At 67.9% G+C, this 19,641-nt stretch carries 19 protein-coding genes; 10 read left to right on the top strand and 9 right to left on the bottom strand.

From position 1 onward, the window contains the following. Window positions 1–45: 45 nt before the first annotated feature. Window positions 46–291: a Sec-independent protein translocase subunit TatA/TatB gene (locus M0R89_RS20055; RefSeq protein WP_248652491.1), complete on the bottom strand. Its 246-nt coding sequence runs from the start codon at window positions 289–291 to the stop codon at window positions 46–48. A gap of 207 nt (window positions 292–498) precedes the next feature. Here M0R89_RS20055 and M0R89_RS20060 point away from each other — a divergent pair, with 207 nt between their 5' ends. The 3 genes from M0R89_RS20060 to M0R89_RS20070 all read left to right on the top strand — a co-directional run bounded on the left by M0R89_RS20060 (window position 499) and on the right by M0R89_RS20070 (window position 2,158). Next, window positions 499–846, top strand: coding sequence for a hypothetical protein (locus tag M0R89_RS20060; RefSeq protein ID WP_248652492.1), 348 nt, complete (start codon window positions 499–501; stop codon window positions 844–846). Between the two features lie 57 nt (window positions 847–903). Beyond that, complete coding sequence (locus tag M0R89_RS20065) at window positions 904–1,326, top strand: DUF7988 family protein (protein ID WP_248652493.1); 423 nt, start codon at window positions 904–906, stop codon at window positions 1,324–1,326. Window positions 1,327–1,399: 73 nt separating this feature from the next. After that, a complete protein-coding gene (locus M0R89_RS20070; protein WP_248652494.1) occupies window positions 1,400–2,158 on the top strand; it encodes a CPBP family intramembrane glutamic endopeptidase in 759 nt (252 codons plus the stop codon). A 4-nt stretch (window positions 2,159–2,162) separates the two neighbouring features. Here M0R89_RS20070 and M0R89_RS20075 read toward each other — a convergent pair whose 3' ends face one another. Together M0R89_RS20075 and M0R89_RS20080 are read right to left on the bottom strand one after the other, a co-directional pair. Next, window positions 2,163–2,456, bottom strand: a complete 294-nt coding sequence (locus M0R89_RS20075; RefSeq protein WP_438267691.1) for a WNWW family protein — start codon at window positions 2,454–2,456, stop codon at window positions 2,163–2,165. A gap of 65 nt (window positions 2,457–2,521) precedes the next feature. Next, window positions 2,522–3,487, bottom strand: a complete 966-nt coding sequence (locus M0R89_RS20080) for a transcription initiation factor IIB (protein ID WP_248652495.1) — start codon at window positions 3,485–3,487, stop codon at window positions 2,522–2,524. A gap of 220 nt (window positions 3,488–3,707) precedes the next feature. Between M0R89_RS20080 and M0R89_RS20085 the strand changes: the two genes are divergently transcribed. After that, window positions 3,708–3,998, top strand: coding sequence for a hypothetical protein (locus M0R89_RS20085; protein WP_248652496.1), 291 nt, complete (start codon window positions 3,708–3,710; stop codon window positions 3,996–3,998). A gap of 326 nt (window positions 3,999–4,324) precedes the next feature. Here M0R89_RS20085 and M0R89_RS20090 read toward each other — a convergent pair whose 3' ends face one another. The 3 genes from M0R89_RS20090 to M0R89_RS20100 all read right to left on the bottom strand — a co-directional run bounded on the left by M0R89_RS20090 (window position 4,325) and on the right by M0R89_RS20100 (window position 7,872). After that, window positions 4,325–5,293 (bottom strand): alpha-ketoacid dehydrogenase subunit beta, encoded by a 969-nt coding sequence (locus M0R89_RS20090; protein ID WP_248652497.1) that lies wholly within the window; start codon window positions 5,291–5,293, stop codon window positions 4,325–4,327. Next, a complete protein-coding gene (gene pdhA / locus M0R89_RS20095; RefSeq protein ID WP_248652498.1) occupies window positions 5,283–6,500 on the bottom strand; it encodes a pyruvate dehydrogenase (acetyl-transferring) E1 component subunit alpha in 1,218 nt (405 codons plus the stop codon). Before pdhA ends, M0R89_RS20090 begins: the two co-directional genes overlap by 11 nt. A 121-nt stretch (window positions 6,501–6,621) precedes the next feature. Next, window positions 6,622–7,872 carry an MFS transporter gene (locus tag M0R89_RS20100; protein ID WP_248652499.1) on the bottom strand — a complete coding sequence of 417 codons (1,251 nt, stop codon included), beginning with the start codon at window positions 7,870–7,872 and terminating at the stop codon, window positions 6,622–6,624. Between the two features lie 127 nt (window positions 7,873–7,999). On the opposite strand from M0R89_RS20100, the gene M0R89_RS20105 reads away from it, so the two are divergent. After that, a complete protein-coding gene (locus M0R89_RS20105) occupies window positions 8,000–9,109 on the top strand; it encodes a M24 family metallopeptidase (protein ID WP_248652500.1) in 1,110 nt (369 codons plus the stop codon). Between the two features lie 40 nt (window positions 9,110–9,149). On the opposite strand, the gene M0R89_RS20110 is transcribed toward M0R89_RS20105, so the two are convergent. Then, window positions 9,150–9,983: an aldo/keto reductase gene (locus tag M0R89_RS20110; RefSeq protein WP_248652501.1), complete on the bottom strand. Its 834-nt coding sequence runs from the start codon at window positions 9,981–9,983 to the stop codon at window positions 9,150–9,152. Between the two features lie 88 nt (window positions 9,984–10,071). Between M0R89_RS20110 and M0R89_RS20115 the strand changes: the two genes are divergently transcribed. Together M0R89_RS20115 and M0R89_RS20120 are read left to right on the top strand one after the other, a co-directional pair. After that, window positions 10,072–10,332 (top strand): hypothetical protein, encoded by a 261-nt coding sequence (locus M0R89_RS20115; protein WP_248652502.1) that lies wholly within the window; start codon window positions 10,072–10,074, stop codon window positions 10,330–10,332. Between the two features lie 123 nt (window positions 10,333–10,455). After that, window positions 10,456–11,631, top strand: a complete 1,176-nt coding sequence (locus M0R89_RS20120; RefSeq protein ID WP_248652503.1) for a hypothetical protein — start codon at window positions 10,456–10,458, stop codon at window positions 11,629–11,631. A 201-nt stretch (window positions 11,632–11,832) separates the two neighbouring features. Here the strand turns inward: M0R89_RS20120 and M0R89_RS20125 are convergent, their stop codons facing one another. Next, window positions 11,833–15,129, bottom strand: coding sequence for a bacterio-opsin activator domain-containing protein (locus M0R89_RS20125; protein WP_248652504.1), 3,297 nt, complete (start codon window positions 15,127–15,129; stop codon window positions 11,833–11,835). A 307-nt stretch (window positions 15,130–15,436) separates the two neighbouring features. On the opposite strand from M0R89_RS20125, the gene M0R89_RS20130 reads away from it, so the two are divergent. Together M0R89_RS20130 and M0R89_RS20135 are read left to right on the top strand one after the other, a co-directional pair. Continuing rightward, window positions 15,437–17,212 carry a MutS-related protein gene (locus tag M0R89_RS20130; RefSeq protein ID WP_248652505.1) on the top strand — a complete coding sequence of 592 codons (1,776 nt, stop codon included), beginning with the start codon at window positions 15,437–15,439 and terminating at the stop codon, window positions 17,210–17,212. Window positions 17,213–17,312: 100 nt separating this feature from the next. Further along, window positions 17,313–18,449 (top strand): hypothetical protein, encoded by a 1,137-nt coding sequence (locus tag M0R89_RS20135; protein ID WP_248652506.1) that lies wholly within the window; start codon window positions 17,313–17,315, stop codon window positions 18,447–18,449. A gap of 58 nt (window positions 18,450–18,507) precedes the next feature. Here the strand turns inward: M0R89_RS20135 and M0R89_RS20140 are convergent, their stop codons facing one another. Next, window positions 18,508–18,720 carry a hypothetical protein gene (locus M0R89_RS20140; RefSeq protein WP_248652507.1) on the bottom strand — a complete coding sequence of 71 codons (213 nt, stop codon included), beginning with the start codon at window positions 18,718–18,720 and terminating at the stop codon, window positions 18,508–18,510. Window positions 18,721–18,879: 159 nt separating this feature from the next. Here M0R89_RS20140 and M0R89_RS20145 point away from each other — a divergent pair, with 159 nt between their 5' ends. Beyond that, window positions 18,880–19,479: a DUF7504 family protein gene (locus M0R89_RS20145; protein ID WP_248652508.1), complete on the top strand. Its 600-nt coding sequence runs from the start codon at window positions 18,880–18,882 to the stop codon at window positions 19,477–19,479. The last annotated feature ends 162 nt before the right edge of the window (window positions 19,480–19,641 follow it).

Here is a 19,641-nt window from a genome sequence, read left to right on the forward strand (position 1 = left end):
AAACTGAAAGTAGTTACGAGAGCGTCGAAAAGTCGGCGGTCGGCGTTACGCTTCGGTGGTGTCGGTCTCCGTCTCGGTGACGGTGTCCGTCTCGACGGTCGGGTCGACTTCGCTCTGGGCTTCCTGAAGTTCTTCCTCGATTTCTTGGCGTCCCTTCTTGAACTCGCCCATCGCCTCGCCGGTCGAGCGGGCGAGTTTCGGAATCTTGTTTGCACCGAACAGCAGGACGGCGATGAGGAGGATGACCATCATCTCCATCCCGCCCGGCACGGGTCCGAACAGTGGAATCATGTTGTGTCTCTACCTGCAGAGATTGCCCCCTCACTTGTAGGCTTTTCCCCCGAGGAACGGCGCTCCTGCGATTCGTCCCGAAGCCGTATTCTGGCTATCGCCGCGAGAGGGTCGTCGACCAGCGTGGGCCTCTCCGCGGCGGCCGAGCCGCAAGGTTCTGCCTCCCCCGGCGAAATATTTAGGACACCGTGGTGAAAGCCTACCGACATGGCTATCGGATTACTGTTCGGAGGGTTCTGGTTCGGTCTCGGCGTCCTCATGTGGTGGTGGCCCGCGGCCATCTTCGTCGCGTTCTCCAACGACGACGTGACGCCCGGAGCGAGGGCCTTCGCCGCGGTCGCCATCTTCATCGGCGTCTTCTTCCTGACGCTGGACGTTCCCGGACTCGGTGGAAGCTTCACGCTCCCCGGAACGCTACTCACCGTCGGACTGCTCTTCCTGCTCAAGCCGGTCGGCGCTCCCGGCGTGAATCCGCGAGGCCCGGTCACACCGAAGGTTGCTGGCGTCGCGTTGCTCGTCGTCGGGACCCTGCTCGCCGTCCAATCGCTGACGTAGTCGGCCTCCCGCCCGTCCGTCGGCAGAAATTTCACTCTCGGTTCCGTCGTCGCGTCCGTGACCGACCTCGAAGCACCGGCCCGAGAGCGCGTCCTCGACGCTCACGCCGAAACTGTCGAAGCCGTCCTCGACTGCGCCGACGCGGTCGCCGAATCGTGGGACGGTCCGACGACCACCGACGCCGAAGCGGTGGCCGACCCGCTCCGCGCCGAACTCGACGCTGCGGGCGCGTGGGAGCGCCTGCCAGACCTGCTCGCGGACGCGGTGGGCGCGACCGGACGCTCGCTGTCAGCGTCGCCCGTCGCCGCCCCGCCGTACGTGACCGCCACGAGTCGCGGGCCGATGCTCCGGGCGACGCTCCCCGACGGCCGACTGGTCGTTCTGCTCCGAGCCTTCGAAATCGACCGCGAGAGCGCCGACCCCCGGTACCGGCGCGGACCGTCGACGCCCGAGGCGGCGGTCCGCGTCGAGTTCGTCTGAACGCCTCTCCGCCGCGCGCCGAGGCCGTCCGGCCGGGGGACGACTTATTTCCCGGCGGGTCCAACGTGACGGCATGGAAACCTCTACCGTAGACCGCCCCGCCGAGGCGTCGGCCTCGAAGTCCCGGTCGTTGGTCGTCGCGGTCGCCCTCGGCGTCGGGGGCTACGCCTTCGCCCTAATCGTCGTCGGTGCGGCCGCGCTCGCGGTGATGCTGGCGGGCGTACCGCTGATGGACCGGCCCGCGCTCCTGCTCGGCCTCTCGGTCGTGATGGGGCAGGGCGTCGCGTTCGGCACCTTCGCGCTCGGCTATCTGGCCTACACCGACCGCGGGTTCGACTTCGTGAAGGTCCGAGTGCCGACGGTCCGGGACGTCGGATGGGCGGTCGGCGGGACGCTGGCCCTGTTTACGGGGCTCATCGCGCTCTCGGCGCTGTTCTCGGTGTTGGGCATCCAGTCGGCGTCGAACTCCGTCACCGAGTTCGGCGAGCAGGACCCCACGGTCTTCCTTCTGCTGGTGCCGCTCTCGTTTCTCTTCATCGGACCGGGCGAGGAACTGCTCTATCGAGGCGTCGTGCAGGGCCGACTCGAAGAGGCGTTCGGGCCGTGGGTCGCCATCGCCGTGGCGAGCGTCATCTTCGCGGTCGTTCACGTCTTCTCGCTTCAGGGCTCCGGAAAACTCGCGTACATCGCCATCCTGCTCGTCCTCTCGCCGATTCTCGGCGCGGCCTACGAGCGGACCGATAACCTCGCGGTGCCCGCGCTGATACACGGCGCGTTCAACGCGATTCAGTTCTACGTGGCGTATCTGGGCGCGACCGGCGGGTTGCCCTGAAAAACTACCCCGACTTCCCGCTCCACCGCACGACGCGGAACCGGTCGTACCCGCCGTAGGCGAGTTCCAGCGCGCCCATCCACCAGTTCCACTTTTCGGGGAGCGCCAGTCCCTCCGGCGCGTCCCGTAAGTTCTCCACGACCACCGCGGTCGTCAGTTCGCTGTCCATGTGGTTCCGAAACTGTCCAGAGTCCGCCAAGTCGCGGGCCTGCCGGGCGACGACCCGTCTGGTCCCCGCGTCGCCGCCGAACTCCTCGCCGAGTCGTTCCTCGAACCGCTGACCGATTCCCATTTCCATTGTCTCGAAATTGCCGCCGCGCTTGTGGGGCCGTCCTGTTCGCGCTCGAACGAGTCTACGGTCGCTTAGTTGTAAAGTCCGATGGCCTTTATCTGCTCCTGATACCGGTTGCGGATGGTGACTTCCGTCACCTGCGCCACGTCGGCGACCTCGCGCTGGGTCTTCTTCTCGTTGCAGAGCAGCGAGGCCGCGTAAATCGCCGCGGCCGCGTACCCCGTCGGGGACTTGCCCGAGAGCAGGCCCTTCTCGGCGGTCACGTCGATTATCTCGTTGGCCTTGCTCTCGACTTCCTCGGTCAGGTCGAGTTCCGAGCAGAACCGCGGGACGTACTTCTTGGGGTCGACCGGTTCCATCCCGAGCGCGAGCTCCTGGGAGATGTAGCGATACGTTCGACCGATTTCCTTTCGCTCGACCCGCGAGACCTCCGAGACCTCTTCGAGGCTTCGCGGGATGCCTTCCTTCCGGCAGGACGCGTACAGCGCGGCGGTGGCGACGCCCTCGATGGAGCGACCTCGGATGAGGTCCTCCTTCAACGCGCGCCGGTAGATGACCGACGACACTTCCTGTACCGACCGCGGGACGCCGAGCGCCGACGACATACGGTTGAGTTCGCTCAGGGCGAACTGGAGGTTCCGCTCGCCCGCGTCCTTCGTGCGGATTCGCTCCTGCCACTTCCGGAGGCGGTGCATTTGACTCCGTTTCTCCGAGGAGAGCGACCGGCCGTAGGCGTCCTTGTTCTTCCAGTCGATGGTCGTCGTCAGGCCCTTGTCGTGCATCGTGTTCGTCGTGGGCGCGCCGACGCGACTCTTGCTCTGGCGCTCCTGATGGTTGAACGCGCGCCACTCGGGGCCCCGGTCCACGTTGCGCTCCTCCACGACGAGTCCGCAGTCCTCGCAGACTAACTCGCTTCCGCCAGCGTCCGCGACCAGATTGCCGGCCTCGCACTCCGGACACGTCTGGACGTTCTCGGATTCCCCCTGCTCGGTCTCGACCCCTTGCTCACGCTCTCGCTGGCGGATTGGCCCGGTCATGAGTATGTTAGTAAGGTAGTACGGTAGATAAACCCTACGTGCCCTTCGAGTCTGTGGGACGGACCGGTCGAGGGGCGCTCGCGGGACCGCTTGCGGTCGCTCGGCTCTCTCTTTGACTCCGACTCCGACTGCGCGCTCCGACCGCTTCCCCCGACCGCCTGCTTCGACCGTTCGCCCCGCGTCACCGAATTTTATTACCGTGCCGCGCCTGCACCGAGTCATGGCACCCTCTCGCCCGACAGTGTTCACCGTGGACGAGTACGACGCACTGGAGTTCGACGCGGTCCTCGTGCGCGAACACACCGTCGTCTGCCTCGACGGCGACGAGACGGCCCGGGTCGTCCCGCTGAACAAGTTGAACCACGTGGACGCCGACCCCGAGACGATGCTGGTCGAGCGCGAACTCCCCGAGAGCTTCTACTACGGCGGCGGCGAGTACGGCTTCGTCCGGGTCGAGGAGTACCCCGAACTCGAACAGCACCTCGAAGAACTAGAGGCCGAGGAGTACTGACGTCCCGCCGGTCGGTCGAAGGTTCTCGGTTGGAACAGTCGGAGACGCGCCAAACCCGGCGCGGAGCGACGACTGGTCGGTCGCGGTCTCCTCGCCGAAAGGCAAAAGAGCAGAAGGACGAGCGAGCGAACTCGCGGTCCTCCCGCCGACACCCTCCGCCGTGAGGCATCATCGGGCGTCGAAGAATCTGTTTCCTCCTTCTCACTCTGCGAATAAGTATCTTCCCGTCCGCGGACCGTCCGGTCCGCGTCCGCCGACCCGACGCTTCGCCCCGCGCCCCGGCCGCCAACCGACCGGGGCGCTAAACCGTGGCGGACGAGCCAAATCTACGCCGACAGCGCCCGTTCGATTCCGCGTCGGATTCGCTCGGCGTCCGGTCGGTAGGCCTCCTCGCGGGCGAACATCGGGAACGGAACGTCGTACCCGGTCACGCGCTCTACCGGCGCTTCGAGGTGGTAGAGCGCGTCGTCGTTGATGCGGGCGATGATTTCGGCCGCGAGGCCGCCGGTCCGCGGGGCCTCGTGGACGACGACGCACCGCCCGGTCTTCCTGACCGACTCCAGAATCGTCGCCGAGTCCATCGGGGAGACGGTTCGGAGGTCGATGACCTCGGCGTCCGCCTCCGCGTCCTCCACCGCGTCCATCGCTTCGTGAAGCATCGCGCCCCACGCGACGACGGTCACGTCCGCGCCCTCCCGGACGACTTCGGCCTCACCGAGCGGAACTGCGTGGTCGCCCTCCGGGACCGACTCCCGGGAGGCCCGGTAGCGACTCGTCGGTTCGAGGAAGATAACGGGGTCGGGGTCCCGAATCGCCGACGTGAGCAGGCCCTTCGCGTCGGCCGGGTTCGACGGCACGACCGTCTTCAGGCCCGGGACGTGGGCGAACCCGGCCTCGAAGCTCTCGGAGTGGAGTTCGAGCGCCCGGATGCCGCCGCCGTAGGGCGTGCGGACGGTCATCGGCACGCCGAGCGTCCCCCGAGTTCGACTCCGCATCCGCGAGGCGTGTTGCACTAACTGGTGGAACCCCTGATAGGCGAAGCTAGCGAACTGAATCTCCGGAACCGGCGTGAACCCGGTCGCGCCGAGACCGACGCCCATCCCGAGGATAGCGGCCTCCGCCAGCGGCGTGTCGTACACCTGCTCGGGAAACTCGTCCTGTAACTCCTGAGTCGCCCGGAACACGCCGCCGCTGACGCCCACGTCCTCGCCGTAGACGACCACGGACTCGTCGCGGGCCATCTCCTCACGGAGGGCCTGTCGAACCGCCTCCACGAGTCGGATTTCATTCGCCACGGTCGGACACCTCCTCGTCCTCGGACGTCTCGGAGTCCTCCGCCGTCTCTCTGTCCTCGCGCACGTCGCCGCGCCCGGTCACCTCTCCGCCGGCCGCGCGCTCCTCGCCGCTCATCCCTTCCTCGGCGGTCGCCACCTCGCCGTCGCCCTCCTCGCGCCGGAACGTCTCCCGCTGGCGCTGGAGTTCCGGCGGGGTCTCGGCGAACACGTGGTCGAACATCTCCGCTGGCACGACCCGGTCGCGGCCCTCCTTCGCCCGGTCTATCTCGTCGGCGAGTAACTCCTCGATTTCGTCGGTAATCCGTTCCACCCGGTCGTCGTCCAGCAGGCCCTCGTCCCGGAGGTACGCCTCGAACCTGACGATGGGGTCGCGGGCCTCCCACTCGCTCTCCTGCTCCTCGGTCCGGTAGACGCTCGGGTCGTCGCTGGTGGTGTGCATCGACCGCCGGAAGGTCAGCGCCTCCACGAACACGGGGTCGCCCTCGCGGGCAGTTTCGAGCGCGTCCCTCGCGACCGAGAGAACGCCCAGCACGTCGTTGCCGTCCACCTGCACGCCCTCGATTCCCGCCGCGACCGCTTTCTGGGCCAGCGTCTCGGTCCGCGTCTGGGTCTCGCGCGGCGTCGAGATGGCCCACTGGTTGTTCTGGCAGAAGAACACCGCGTGAGCGTCCAGCGCGCCCGCGACGTTCATCGCCTCGTACACGTCGCCCTCGCTGGTCGCGCCGTCCCCGAAGTAGGTCAGCGCCGCCTTCCGCTCTCCGGAGATTTCGTGGCCCCACCCGATGCCCGCGGCGTGGAGCGGTTGGGTCCCAACGGGAATAGCGGGCGGGAAGTTGGCGTCGGCGACCTCCGCGCCCTCCTCCATCCCCATGGCGTACCACAGCAGGCGGTGGACCGGTGCGCCCCGCGTGAGGAAGGCCGCGCTCTCGCGGAACGACGGCACCATCCACTCGTCGGGTTCCAACGCTATCGCGGACCCGACCTGCGCGGCCTCCTGCCCGGTGCCGGGCGCGTAGGTCCCGGACTCGCCCCGGCGCTGGAGCGCGACCGCCCGCTCGTCGGTCCGGCGGGAGAGGCGCATGAGTCGATACAGTTCCAGCAACTCGTCGTCGCTCACGTCGGGCAACTCCGCCTCGTCGGCGTTCCCCTCCTCGTCCAGTGCTTGCACGTACTCGACCGAAAACTCGGCCACTTGCTCCCGAACCACGCCCGGCGTACCACGCCGCATCACTTAGCTGAGGGGGCCGGGCGGGGGAACCGACTCGATCGCGTGGTCGAGCCACGACCGGTTCGGGCAGTCGGGCCGCGGCGCGGTGCGTCGCGGCGCGTCAGTCTGTGGCGACCGAAGCTTCGGGGTCCGAGTCGCCCCCGGCGGACTCCGGCCCCTTCCGCGGGCGAACCGGCGAGACGGCGACCCAGACGAGGCCCGCGGCCGCCGCCGAGGCGACGCCGGCCGCGGCGAGGAACCGAATCGGGCCGAGCGCCGCGGCCGCGTAGCCACCGACGACTTTGGTCGCTCCGGCGACCAGCGAGAGGACCATCGTCGCGCCCGAGAGAACGGTCGCGCGCCCGACGTTCTCGACGCGGTCGTTGAGATACTGGTTCCGGAGCGGCCGGAACAGACTCCGGACGCCTCGGGTCAGGAAGACGACCGGGACCACCAGTACCGGCGCGAACGCGATGGTCGCGTAGGTCGCTCCGAGGAGGGGAACGAGCAGTGCGAACGCTCCCCGGACGCCCAACCGGTCCTCGACCCACCCCGCGCTGGCGGCCGCGCCGGCCGAGACCAGTTTGAACCCGGCGTACAGCACGCCGAGCGCGGGCGCGGAGACGCCCGCGGCGGCCATCGCGGGCTGCTCGAAGGTCCGCGAGAGTTCGAACAGCGCGTACAGTAGCGCGGCGAAGGCGACGAACCACCTGATTTCGGGACGCCGGACCTGCAGGCGGAGGGCGGCGAGCGCGTCGCCGACCGTGAACGTCTCGTCTTCCACCCCGGCGTCGTCTCGGGCCGCTCGCTCGCTCTCGACCGTCGGGAGCGTCAGCAGAATGGGAATCCCGAGCGCCGAGAGGAGGGCGTTGGCGAGGAACGGGAGCGACCAATCGACGGTCACGAGCGCGCCCCCGGCGACTGCGGTGGCGGCCGACGCCAGCATCAGCGCGGTGTTGGCCCGACCGCTGACGCGGGCGAACTCGTCGGCCTCGCCGTGGGCGTCGAGGATTTCGTAGAGCCACGCCTTGCCCGTGCCAGACCGAAACGCCCACCCGACCGCCCAGACGGCGTTCAGCGCGACGTAGGCCAGCGGCGAGTCGGCGACCGCCCAGAGTCCCAACGCGACCGCCGACAGCGCGTTTCCGGCCGCGAGGCTGGCCCGGCGGCCGAGTCGGTCGCCGACGTACCCCGTCGGAATCTCGGCCGCGACCTCTGCGAACAGGAACGCCGCGCCGGTCAGGCCGATGACCTCCATACCGAACCCCTTGACCTCGGTGAGATAGAGGATGCTCACGGGCAGGTAGAACCCGTAGGCGTTCGTGACCTTGTAGGCGTAGTAGCGCCGGACGATGCCTCGTAACTCTCCCATCGTCCGGACCGACTCGCGCCGACCTAATGGCGTTTCCCCGAAGCCAGTTTTTGTATCACGACTGCCACTTTCTCCCGGTCGGTCGCACTCACTCACATTTAAACGCCGTCCCGCGCAACCCGCTCGCATGAGCGCGTTCGAGGAGCGAACCCGGCGATGTCAGGACCGACTGGGCGCGGTCGGCGCGGACGCGGCCGTGCTGTTCCCGAGTACCAATCTGTTCTACGCCTCGGGATTTCGGGAGGAACCGGCCGAGCGCCACCTGTTTCTCGTGATTCCGAGCGACGGCGACCCCGCCTTCGTCGCGCCCGAGATGTACGACGAGCAGATTCGCGACGCCTCGTGGGTCGAGGACCTGCGACTCTGGGCCGACGGCGAGGACCCCGCGGCGCTGGTCGCCGACCTCGCCGACGAGAAGGGTCTGCGCGGAGGCCGCCTGCTGGTCGACGACACGATGTGGGCGCGGTTCACGCAGGACCTCCGCGAGACGCTTCCCGACGCGACGTTCGGCCTCGCCAGCGAGGTGTTCGACGACCTCCGGGCGCGCAAGGACGAGGCCGAACTCGCGGCGCTCCGGAAGGCCGGGGACCTCGCCGACGCGGTCAGCGTCGAGATTCGGGAGTTGGGCGAGGAGGCCGTCGGGATGACCGAGACCGAACTCGCCGCGGAAATCGACCGACGACTGGTCGAACGGGGCGGCGATGAAGTCGCGTTCGGCACCATCGCGGGGTCGGGACCCAACGGCGCGAAACCCCACCACCGCCACGAGGACCGCGAGATTCGGCGGGGCGACCCGGTCGTCCTCGACTTCGGCGCGTACGTCGACGGCTACCCCGGCGACCAGACCCGGACGGTCGTGTTCGCGGGCGACCCGCCCGAGGGCTACGCGGAAGTACACGAAGTCGTCCGCGAGGCCCAACAGGCCGCAGTCGAGGCGGTCGAACCGGGCGTCCCTGCCGAGGAAATCGACCGCGCGGCCCGCGAAGTCATCGAGGACGCCGGTTACGGCGACGAATTCGTCCACCGGACGGGCCACGGCGTCGGTCTCGACGTTCACGAGGACCCCTACATCGTCGCGGGCAACGAGACCCAACTCGAACCCGGGATGGTGTTCAGCGTCGAACCCGGAGTCTACCTCCCCGGCGAGTTCGGCGTCCGCATCGAGGACCTCGTGGCCGTCACCGAGTCGGGGTGCGAGCGCCTGAACGACTCGCCCCGCACGTGGGAACCGCTCTGAGTTCGGCCGGGTTTCCACCGCTCGGGGGCGCCCGCACCGCTCAGAACGGGACGCGGCGAACGAGCGAGGGCAGGCAGTTCCGGAGTCGCACCTTCGGACTCCCGGTCCGGTCGTCGATGCGCGCCGCCTCCTCGTCGGTGAGCGAGAAGTCGAAGACGTCGGCATTCTGTTCGAGGTGCGCGCGACTGCTGGCCTTCGGAATCGCGACCACGCCGTCCTGTTGAAGTAGCCAGCGGAGCGCCACCTGCGCGGCGGTCTTATCGTACCGGTCGCCGATGCGTTCGAGGAGGTCGTCGGAGAGGACGTCGCCGCGCGCCAGCGGACTGTACGCGACGAGCGCGACGCCGTTCGTCGCACAGTACCGTTGCAGATCCGACTGGTCCTTGTAGGGGTGATAGAGGACCTGGTTTGCGACGAGCGGAACGTCGGCGACTCCCCTCGCTTCCCGGAGTTGCGACAGCGTGAAGTTGCTGACCCCGACGTTCTTCACCGCGCCGGACTCGCGCAGTTCGGTCATCGCTTCGAGCGTCTCCGCGACCGGAACGCGGGGGTGTGGCCAGTGTGCCAACAGCAGGTCGACGTACTCGACCCCGAGTCTGTCGAGACTGTCGCGTACCGAGTCCAGCACGTCGTCGTAGCGGAGGTTCGACCGCCACACCTTCGTGGTCAGGAACACCTCGTCGCGGTCCACCTCCGCGCGAGCGATGCCTTCGCCGACCGCCGCCTCGTTGTCGTACGCTTGGGCCGTATCGACGTGCCGATAGCCGAGGTCGAGCGCCGTCCGAACCGTCTCGGTACACTCGGAACCGGTGTTCTGCCACGTTCCGAGGCCTAACTTAGGAATTCGAGCGCCGCCGGTCTCGACGTACTCCATATCTCCGTGTCATGTCGGGAGACGAAAAAGACCGCGCTTCCCGGACGATTCCGAAACCCGAAACTCGGACGCGGACGTACTCCGCGCCGTGACCTATCTGAGCCACACCGTCCGGTCGCTCCGCGAGGACCCGATTCCAGGCGAAACCGTCCGACTGGTGCTGACGCTCGGCGACGACGCGGACCCGTCCGCAATCGCCGAATCGGTCGAATCGCTCGGCGGCGAGGTCGTCCGGGACCTCGAGTTCGACCGCCTGTTGGTCGAGGTCGACCAGACCGACCTCGACGCCGTCTGTTCGCTCGACGGGGTCTCGTCGGTCGAGACCGACGCGGTCTTGGGTCCGACCTGAGTCCCGCGACCGAGTACGCCCCGAGACCTTTTCACGGCCCGGAGACCGCTTGTACTAACCGACTCGACGCGCTCCGGGGCAAGCAGTTTCAAGTGACAGTCCGGTGTACGAGTGTGCGGGGAAATGGGGGACGAGGACACGAGATATCGGAGTAGAGCCGTCCACGACGAACCTCTGGGCCGAATGGGGCGGCGGCGGTTCGTGAACACGCTCGCCGGACTCGGGTTCGGCGCGCTCTCGGCGAGTCTGTTGACCGCGGACGACGTGCGGGCGGCGAGTAGCGACGAAGTGCCAATCGTCTACGGACTGACTCGGGACGGCACGAGTGAAGGCGACGGGAGTGGCGGCGGACCGTCCGGCGGGGGAGTACGGCCGCGCCGGAAGACGGTCCCGGCCGACTGGTACGACGACTTCCGGTCGGCCGTCGCGGCCCACCGGAACCTCGACGTGATTCACCACGAGTCGGTGGCGAGTTCCGCCGTCGCGCCGGGGGAGTACGGCGGCGCGAACGCCACTATCCACGTCGACATCACCGCCGAAGAGGTCCGGGGCGCGGTGCCCGAACGCGTCAGGGACACGCCGGTGGAGGTCCGACGCGTCGAGCGAACGCGCGAGCGGGAACTCGACGCCGACCCCGCGGCGCTCCGGTCGGGTGCGCCCGCGGCGGGCGAGGGAGTCCCGGGGAGCGTCGCCGTCGCGAGCGACGACCTGTACGGCACGCTCGCTCCGGCGATGCGCGACCCGAAGGACGGCGCGCTCTACTTCGCCACCGCGAACCACGTCTTCGGCGGGACCGGCAACGGCGGCGAGTCGCTCTACCTGCTCGACGACGGCCGGACCGAAATCGGGTCGGTCCGAGAGGGCTACCCGAAGTCCGACGTGGTCTGTGCCAGTCCGAAGGCGGGCTACGAACCGCTCCACCGGATTCGGGACGGCGACCCGGGCCGCGTCCTCGGCCAGTTCACGAAGGCGGGTCTCGCGGACCTGAAGGCCGCGGGCGAGAAGTTGGAGAAAATCGGCGTCAAGACCGGCCACACGAAGGGGAAGATTCAGGCCGTGGACGGCGTGACCTGCGCCTACGGCGCCATCTGCAAGCGGGGGCAACTCAAGTGGGGCGAGGAATCGGGGTTCGGCGACGGCGACAGCGGGTCGGTCAACTACCACCCGGACCCGGACGACCCCGAGGCGGGCGTCCTGGTCGGCGGGTTCAACAACGCCCGGACGTGGTGGCCCGGCGAGGATTACATCTGGGGGACCGCGGCCCACCACGTTACGAACAAGCACGGGTACACGTTCTGACGTGGGACAATCTCTGTATTCCTTTTAGCTATTTCTTACTGTGGTAACGGTGGGTAGATATTGCTTTACTGCGAGCGAAGCGAACTACACGAACGCCGCACGAATCCGCGAACGCCGCACGAATCCGCGAACGCCGCACGAATCCGCGAACGCCGCACGAATCCGCGACCCCGCCGGCTTCGCGACCCGACGCGAAACCGACTAGTCGTCCAAGAACGCCGACAGCAGTTTCTTTTCCCCCACGCGCAGGTGTTGGTGGAACGTCGGCGCGGAGACGCCCAGCGAGTCGCTGACCTCCTCGCCGGTGCTCTCGCGGGGCCACTCGAAGAACCCGGCGTAGTAGGCCGCGTCGAGCGCCGACCGCTGGCGCTCGGTCAGGTCGTCTTCGAGCGCCGATTGGAACTCCTGGACCGTCTGGTCGGGTCGCTCACGCTCTCGCTGGGCCACGACCTTTGTTCCCGGGATGGCGTCCTGAATCGACGCCACGACCGAGCGCACGTCGGCCTTCCGGGGGAGTTCCACGACGCTCCGGCCGCCGTCGGCGTCGAACTCGACGTTCCGGAGCGTGCCGCCGTGGTCGGCCAGCGCCTGCAGCGGCGACGGACCGGTGTAGACGAACTCGAAGAGGTTGCCCCGGTCGTGTTCGTTCACGAGGCGGGCCTGCTCCACGTCTGTGGCTTCCTCGGCCCGCGCCCGTACGCAGTCGGGGTCGATACCCTCGACCGTCATGAAGTAGACGAACGACCCGTCGGTTGTCATGGTCACGCCCTCCAGCGAGAAGGTGCCGCCCTCCTCGCGGGGGACGCGAGCGAAGAAGCCGTCGCCGTCGTGAATCTCCAACTCCACCTCGACCACGCTGTCCGAGAGGAGCGCCTTCTTGTTCTCGGCGGCGTTGATGGCGTGACCGATGGTCTCGCCGAGTTCCGCCAGCACCGCCTGCTCGCGCTCGTCGAAGGCGTTCGCCCGGTCGGCGTAGACGCAGAGGACGCCGTAACCCGTGTTGCGGTAGCGCAGGGGGATGGCGGCGGCCGACTGGTAGCCTCGCTTGAGCGCCTCCTCGCGCCACGGTTCGAAGTCGTCGTCGTCGGGCACGCTCTGGACGACCTTCACCTCGCCGTCGTCGAGCGCACGCTGTGACGGTCCCTCCGGCGTCTCGTCGCGCATGGAGAGGACCTCTTCGAGATAGCCCTCCTCGACTCCCGACCACGCGGTCGGCGCCGCCTCGTTGCTCCCGGCCATCGCCTCGCCGGTCCACGCGAACTGGTACTGGTCGGAGTCGGCGAGTCGCTCCGTGACCGCCTCCGCTATCTCCTCGCGGGTCGAGGCCCGGACGAGCAGTTGGTCCACGTCGCGGATGACCTCGTTGATGCGGTCGAGTTCCGCGAGTTGGCACCGCTGGTCGGCCAGTTCCGCCTCGCGGGCCGCGCGGTTTAGCGCCACCTCGGCGTTCGCCGCCAGCACGCGCACGAGGTCCATCTCGTAGTCGTCGAACGCGCCCACGGTTTCGGACGCGACAGTCATCATCCCCCAGTCGCCGAGCGGGAACGCCCCGAACGAGCGGATGCCCGGCGATCCGGCCTCGTGGGCTCTCGGGTCGTTCCACCCGTTGTCGAAGTACTCGCTCTCGCCTTTCTCGAAGAGGTCTCCGACGATGCCCTCCCCGGGTTCGATGTTCGGTGTATCCCCGATCTCCTTCACCGTGTCGTCCGGAAGGATGTACGGTTCCAGCAGTTCGGTCTCCTCGTTCCATCGCAACACCCAGGCGTGTGGGATGTCGAGCACGTCTCTAGCCGTCTGAACGGCGGTCTCGCAGATTTCTCGCTGGCGCTCGGCCGCCATCAGGTCGCGGGTCGCGCGGTGGAGCGCGTCGAGCATCTCCTCGCGCTGTTTGCGCTCGGTGATGTCGGTGTAGATGACGTAGTTGTCGCCGTCGCCCGACACCTCGGCGTTCCGGAGCAGGAAGTCGCGGACGCCGTCGTCGGCCACGCGCTTGACCTCGGCGTCCACGCGCTCGCCCCGGCCGACTCGCTCGTTGAGTCGCTCGGCCTCCGGCAGGCTATCCTCGGGGACGAGCAGGTCGTCGAGCGACTCGCCGAGGGCCTCGGTCTCGGCGTAGCCGAACGTCTTCTCGAACGCCTCGTTGACCGAGTGGACGACAGGTCGCCCGTCCTGGATGCCGTAGTCGACGGTCGGTTCGGGGACGTTCTCGAACAGCGCGGCGAACCGGTCGCGCTCGGCCTGTAGCGCGGCCTCCGACCTGATGCGCTGGAGCGACTGTGCGAGGTGAGACGCCAGCAACTCCGCGAGTTCCCCGTCGCTCTCGTCGAACGCGCCCGCCCGCTCCGAGACGGCCTGAAACACGCCCGACTCACCGACGGGTACTGTCAGCGCCGACCGATAGCCGCTCTCGGCCGGGTCCACGCCGGCGTCGTGGAGGTCCTCGGTCCGGAGGGTCCGGCCTTCCCGGTAGGCCCGCGCCGCGAGGTTGTCCTCGGCCCACAGCGGCGTGGTCGTGTAGTAGCCGTCGGTCGGAACGCCCTTCGAGACGGCCTGCGGGACGAGTTCGTCGTCCTCGACGGTGTCCACCGCACAGAGGTCGAATTCGAGCAACTGCTCGGCGGTCTCGACCGCCAGTTGGCAGGCGTCCTCGACGCTCCCGCACTTCTCCAGCATGACCGCGACCTCGTGGAGTTCCTTGGTCTTGCGCTTCTCGGCTTCGAGGCGCTCTTTCAGTCGCTCGCGCTCGCTCACGTCTCGGACGACGGCCGAGAAGTAGTGTCGGCCGTCGCGCTCGGTCTCGCGGAACGACACCGCCAGCGGAATCTCGCGGCCCTCGCGGTGGCGGCCGGGTAGCTCCACGTAGTCGCGCTGGACGAACCCCTCGTCCTCGCACAGCGACTGGACCGACTCGGTCACGTCGTCGCGGACCGATTCGGCGAGCAGTTTCGTGACCGACTCGCCGACGACTTCGTCCGGTTCGTACCCGAAGACGCGCTCGACGGCCTCGTTGGCGAACGCGACCTCGCAGTCGCCGTCGACGGTGACGATGGGGTCGGGCGACCCCTCGACCAGCGTCTCGAACTGGTCGGACAACCGGTCGCGCTCGCGCTCGACGCTCCGGAACTCGGTCTCGCGTTCGATTCGACGGGCGGTCCGCGCGGGCAATCCGTCTCGCGGTCTACTCGGGACGAACGACACGCCCGACGGCGCGCGACGGACCGACTCGGCGAGCAGGACTCGCGCGACGTCGGGGTAGAGTCTCCCGACCGCGTCGAGCAGTTCGCCGCCGTCCACGTCCGCGAGGTCGGCCTCGGCGACCACGCAGTCTACCTCGCGCGCTTCGAGGCGGTCGAGCGCGCTCGCGCCGTCGCGCTCGCTCGTCACGTCTGCGGTCGGGAGCGCCGCGGCGACCGCGTCTCCGCGAGTCGGGTCGCCGACGTACACCACCTCCAGCGCGGACCCCACCGCTCGGCTTCGTTCCCCCTGCGGCCTGAGCATCGTTCACTGGACAGACACTCCGTCGTTGTTAGCGTTTCGCCTCTGGTGTGGACCGAATCCCACTATCCGCGACGATATTCATTGAAATTGCGCTCTCACGTTTGTAAATGACATTTTCTAGACGTTACGTTGCGAGATGTAAACCTGAGCCGATTCGAGGTAGGTCGGCTGATTCGCGGTGCAGACGCCGTTCGCTCGGCCGGTTCATAGTGCGGTCGTGACTTCCTTCCGCCGTCGTTCGCTCGCGTCGTTCCGACGAGACGACGCTTCTGTAACCATTAAGAGCCGGGGGCCTCACGTCTCGGGTATGCGACTGGAGGAGTACTGGGGCGTCGGACCCAAGACGCGCGAGCGACTCGAAGCCGAACTCGGCACCGAGCGCGCGGTCGAGGCCATCGAGTCCGGCGAGGTCCGGGCGCTCGTCGCCGCGGGTCTGCCCCGCGGGCGCGCGACCCGCATCCTCCGCCGAGCGAACGGCGGCGAGGGCATGTCGGTGCTGGCGACCCGCGACACCCGCGCCGTCTACAAGGAACTGCTCGACGTGGCCAGCGGCTACGCCGTGACCGAGGACGCGGCCGACCGCATCCGAGTGCTGACGCCGCTGATGGAGCGAGAGACGGCCGAGGCGCGCCTCGACTCCGTGATGGACGCCGCGGAGTCGTGGGCCGGACTGGACGGCGAGACCCGCGAGGCGGTGCTGTCGGCGTTCGCCGAGTACGCCGAGGACGACCGCATCGGCGGCGAAGAGGCCGCGGTCCGGACCGCGCTGGCGCTCCGAGACGCCGGCCTCTCGACGGGAGCGTTCTCGCGCGTGGCCGACATCGACCGCGGCGATTTGGAGGCCGCGGCGTCGGCGCTGAGCGACCTCGACGGCGGCGACGTCGCCCGCGGCGTGGACGACGAACTCGACTCCCTACGCGACGCGCTCGACGGCGTCGAATCCCTCTCGGCCGACTCGCTCGACGCGATGCAGGAGATACGCGAGGAGGCCCGCGCCGGGGCCGAGTTCGGCGAGGTCGTCGTGGACTACGTCGCCAGCGAGACCGACGCCGGGTTCCGGCGCGTCCGCGACGCGACGCCCGACGAGGCGGTGGACGCGACCGACTTCGTGAACGCCACGCTCCGGGAACTCACCGACGACCTCCGGGAGTCGGTCGCGGAGCGCGAACGGTCGGTCGCCCGGCGCTTGCGCGGCCGCATCGCCGAGAACCGCGACGCGATAGACGCCGCGAGCGCGGCGGTGTCGGACCTCGCGTTCAACCTCTCGTTGGCCCGATTCGCGGTGGACTTCGACCTCGTCCGGCCCTCGTTCGTCGAGAACGGCTTCGCGGTCCGGAACGCCCGGAACGTCTCCATCGAGGCCAGCGACGAGGCGGTTCAGCCAGTGACCTACGCGGTGGGCGGTCACGACCTGCCCGGCGACTCCGAGTCCGAGGACCCGACCCCTCCCAGCGGCGACCGCGTCTCGGTCCTGACCGGCGCGAACTCCGGGGGTAAGACGACCCTGCTCGAGACGCTCTGTCAGGTCGCGCTGCTCGCCCAGATGGGCCTGCCGGTCCCGGCCGAACGGGCCGAGGTGTCCATCTCCGAGGACATCGTCTTCCACCGCCGCCACGCGAGTTTCAACGCCGGCGTGCTGGAATCGACGCTCCGGAGCATCGTCCCGCCGCTGACCGAGGGCGCGAACACCCTGATGCTCGTCGACGAGTTCGAGGCCATCACCGAACCGGGGAGCGCCGCGGACCTCCTCCACGGTCTGGTCCGACTCACAGTGGACCGCGGTGCTTTGGGGGTCTTCGTCACTCACCTCGCCGACGACCTCAAGCCCCTGCCGGAGAAGGCCCGGAAGGACGGCATCTTCGCCGAGGGACTGGACGACGACCTCGAACTCGAAGTGGACTACCAGCCCCGGTTCGGCACGGTCGGGCGGTCCACGCCGGAGTTCATCGTCTCGCGTCTGCTCGCCGGCGCGGACGAACGCGCCGAGCGCGCCGGATTCGAGACGCTGGCCCGCGCGGTCGGAGAGGAGGCCGTCCAGCGCACGCTGGACGACTGGTCGCCCGAAGCCAGCGCCGACGACTGACCGAACCGCAGTTCGCCGCGCGAGTCTGCCGTCGCCCCACTCGTCCTCACCTCTGGCTGATTTCCCGTCATTTAATACCCGAACGTGTCTCCGAACGTTCATGGACAGACGCCAACTGCTCGTCGCCGGCGCGGCGTTCTTCGCCGGATGTACCGGTGGAGAACCCGACCCGGCGACCGGCGACGCGGAGACGCGGACGACGACCGCCGGAGAAACGACCGCGGCGGAAACGTCCGCGACGACACGGACGACCACGGAAACCGAAACGACCACGACCGAGACGACCGAGACCGAAACGGAGCGGACCACCGAGACGAAGAAACCCAACGAGAACCTCGTCGAGGCCCGAGATGCACTCCGGACGGCCTTCGAACTCTACACGTCCAATGCGAAATCTTCTGACGCCGAGGTGTCGATACTCGACGTGAACGTCGCGTCCGGCGGATTCCCGCGAAGCAAAATGAACGTTCGACTCAAAGAGGCCCGCGATGCGCTCGGCGACGCCGGGGAGACCGCCACCGACGAGGAGAAGAGGACCATCTCCGAACTTCGGGACGTGGCGCAGTTCTTGGAGTTAGCCTCGTACGTGGACCTCTACCTAGGTCGCTCGTACCGACACTTCCGGAAACTCGTCTCGAAACTGTACGAGGGCGAGTACCGGAACGCCAAGATTGTACGCGAGGAGATGGTCGAGGACAGACGGAAAGCCGACGACTACCGATGGAAGGTCGGCAAGAAGACCGATGCGGCGAGTGCGGACGCGACCGACCTGTTCACGAAGTCCGAGTACGAGAAGAAGGTCAAACAGGTGCAACGGAGCGTCGGCAACGTGAAAACGCTCGAATCGCTCGCGGAGAAACTCGTCGACGGATTCGAGCGCTTCTCGGACGCGAACGACCGGTACGATTCGGGGAGTTACAACGACGCCGCCTCGTCGTACTATCGGGCCGGAAATTTGCTCGAAGATGTGAGCGACACGCTCTCCAATGCCGGTTTAGTGGACCCTCTATCGACGAAAACCGAGCGCCTGACGTGCGTCCTCGACGCACTCGTCGAAGCCACCGAACACATGGAAGAAGCCGCCGAGGCACAGGAACGCGTGGAGAACGCCGACGACGCCGACGAGCGACGGTCGGCGCGCGACGACGCCCAACGCGCGGAGCGAGACGCGCGGGACGCCGCGGAGTCGTGCGACGAGGTATCGAAGACGATAGCGGTCGTCGAGAATCTGGGGTGACCTGATTCTTTCCGGATTCACCGGTACGACTCGACTCTCGTTTGGAATCCGATTCCGGTCAGAAGAACATCGCCCACGCGATGAGACCCATCGTCATCAGGGCCAACAGCGCGGGGAGAAGCGCCAACAGCGCGTTCGTCAGTTTGCCGGCGCGTCGCTCGTTGTCCACCGGCCGCAGTACGCTGTATCCGCACTCGACGCACTGCTTGCGGTCGGTCCGGTGCTTTCGGCCGCAGTCCTTGCACTTCCACTGTTTTGGCCCGATTCCCATGTAACGTTGGCCGACCCCACGAACTCGGGGGTGTTAGCTTTTGCGACCTGTCTCGGGACCGACGACTGGAGAAAGCGGAGGTGAACCGCCGAGTCGCGTCGTTTACCCCGGTGAGACGCTCTAACAAATTTTAAGTGCGATTGCGTATATATTTCACTCGTGTCATCTCCGCAGTCTCCTCCCTCCAACACGCTGTTGGCGGGGTTTGCTTCGCCCGAAGACGCGATTCCAGAGGTGTGTGAGGCTCTGGGCCGTCCTGCGGAGACGAATCTGTTGGTCATCTCCTACAGCGACAACCCCGACGCGTGGGTCCGCAACTGGCAGCGCACGGCGGGCGAACGCCCGTCGGAGTTCGGGTTCGTGAACGTCGGTGCCAAGACGCGTTCGGCCGTGGCCGCGAGCGGTTCGGGTTCGACCGCTCGCTCGCCGTCGCCGGGCGACACCTTACCGGTCGCCGCCGCCGTCTCTGACCCGGCCGACCTCGGTCGCGTCGGCGTCCGAGCGAGCGAGTACCTCGAAGCGTGGGCGGACGACGACCGCCGGTCGGTGGTCGTCCTCGACTCGCTGACCGCCCTGCTCGACGCCGCGACCCTCGAACGCGCCGCCCACTTCGTCCACGTCTTGGCCGGCCGCGTCGAGAGCGTGGACGGCCGCGGGTACTTCCTGATGGACCCGGTGGACCACGACGACGTTTCGGTCGGCGTCTTCAGGGAGTACGTCGATGCGGTCGTCGACCTCGACGCCTCGCTCTCGGAGTAACACTACGTTCGGCGGTCAGTCCTCCATACACTCGCTCTCGGGACTCTCTCGTCCGCATGCGTCGTGTCCTTCTTCGCTGCGTTCCCTCGATTGTCGCTCCTGAGTCTTGTCGTCGCTTCGTCCCCGCTCGATGTCTTCCCTCGCGCGCTTTTTCGACCTTCT

Origin of the sequence: Halorussus limi, from assembly GCF_023238205.1 — an archaeon.
GTDB lineage: Archaea > Halobacteriota > Halobacteria > Halobacteriales > Haladaptataceae > Halorussus > Halorussus limi.